1 protein-coding gene and 1 pseudogene are annotated in these 1612 nt (G+C 66.5%); both read right to left on the reverse strand.

Features of this window, described 5'->3' with window-relative positions; all coding sequences use genetic code 11:
- Positions 1-206 (reverse strand): annotated as a pseudogene (locus tag FVW20_RS14690) (tetratricopeptide repeat protein); the annotation flags it as partial.
- 36 nt (positions 207-242) lie between these two features.
- The gene (locus FVW20_RS14695; RefSeq protein WP_307831568.1) at positions 243-1553 is read right to left on the reverse strand and encodes a sigma-70 family RNA polymerase sigma factor; all 1311 of its coding nucleotides are present in this window, start codon (positions 1551-1553) and stop codon (positions 243-245) included.
- Between the last annotated feature and the right edge of the window lie 59 nt (positions 1554-1612).

Raw genomic sequence — 1612 nt, forward strand, 5'->3', positions numbered from 1 at the left:
GCGGGCTGGCGGGTTGCGCAGCCGGACACGCCGACGGCCAGGCAGACCGCCGCCAACAGCGCGGCGGCACGGGCCAGCGATCGCACGTGCGAACGACCGGGCTTTCTGATGACCGTTTCGGCGGAAGCGGGGCGGCGCGGCGCCCGGATGGTCGCCTGCGTGCCTGCGGCGGTGCGGACGGGGGCGATGCGAAGGATGGATGGCATGGAGGGCTCGTGCAACGGCCTGACCGGGCCGGGAGGCTACTGTGATATCCAGTCCGAGGAGAAGTCGCGGATTTCCTTGAACAGATGGTCGCGCAGCTTTTGCAGCAGGCGCGCCTCTATCTGCCGGACGCGTTCCCGGGTGATGTCGTACTTCTCGCCGATCTCGCGCAGGGTGACCGGCTGTTCCGAAAGCAGGCGGTGCTGGAGGATGTACGCCTCCTTGTCCGACAGTTTCGGCAGGATGGTCTGCACCCTGTCCTGCACCATGCGCGCGATTTCGCTGTTGGCCAGCGCTTCCTCGATGCCGGGGCCCAATGCGGGCAGGAAGTCCATGCGTGTGGCCCCGCCGGAATCCTCGCCCACGGTGATGTCCAGCGACATGTCGGACGAATCGAGCCGCTGCTCCATCTCGATGACCTGCTCGACGGTAACGTTGAGCTTTTCCGAGAGGGTGGCGGCGTCGGGGTCGTACCCCTGCGCGATGAGGCGCTGGCGTTCCTTGTTGAGATTGTAGAACAGCTTGCGCTGGGCCTGCGTGGTGCCGATCTTGACCATCCTCCAGTTGTCCATGATGAACTTGAGGATGTAGGCCTTGATCCAGAAGGCGGCGTAGTACGAGAACTTGATGCCTTTTTCGGGGTCGAACTTGTTCACCGCGCGCATCAGGCCCACGTTGCCTTCCTGAATCAGGTCCAGCACATTCTGCATCCAGCGCCGCTGGAAGTCCATGGCGATCTTGACCACCAGGCGCAGGTGCGATGTGACCAGCCGGAAGGCGGCGTCGCTGTCGCCCTGTTCCTGCACACGGCGGGCAAGGTCGAACTCCTCGTCCGGCTTCAGCAGTGGAAACCGACTGATTTCACGCAGGTAGAGGTGCAACGAGTCGCGCGTGGAGGCGCCGGGCATGGCCGGGCGCAGTACGGGCAGGGAACGCTGGCGCCCTTCGCTTTCGTCAGGTGCCTCCCCCCCGTCATGTGCGTCATGTCGGGCATGCGGCGAATCATCGTCGCCGTGCAGCAGGCCCACGTCAATGGCGTCGTCGACGGGACCGTCGAAGTCGATGTCCAGTTCGTCGTCGGCGCTTTCGTCGTCCGATTCGTCGGTATCTTCGCCGGTCAGGCGGGCGGATGCCGGTGCTTCCCCGTCACCATCGCCAGCGGGGGAAGAAGCGGCACGGCGACCACGGGCGGGTTTGTCGGCAGTGGACTTGCCGGATGCGGCCTTGGCGGGGGCAGCCTTGGCACGGGCCTTGGGGGCAACTTCCGGCTGCGGGTCCAGAAGCACCTCGGCGTCCAGCACGACGTCGGGCGTGGCGGGCGTTTCGGAAACTGCAGGGGCAAGGGGCATGGCGCCGGAAGCCCCCGCGGGCCCGGAGGCCTTGGCGCCACGCGTGCGTGCGGCGCGGC

Source organism: Nitratidesulfovibrio oxamicus, assembly GCF_015731765.1.
GTDB lineage: Bacteria > Desulfobacterota > Desulfovibrionia > Desulfovibrionales > Desulfovibrionaceae > Cupidesulfovibrio > Cupidesulfovibrio oxamicus.

Excerpts from the sequence above, each read along its gene's own strand:
- FVW20_RS14695 (WP_307831568.1), bottom strand. The coding sequence starts at position 1,553 with ATGCCCCTTGCCCCTGCAGTTTCCGAAACGCCCGCCACGCCCGACGTC.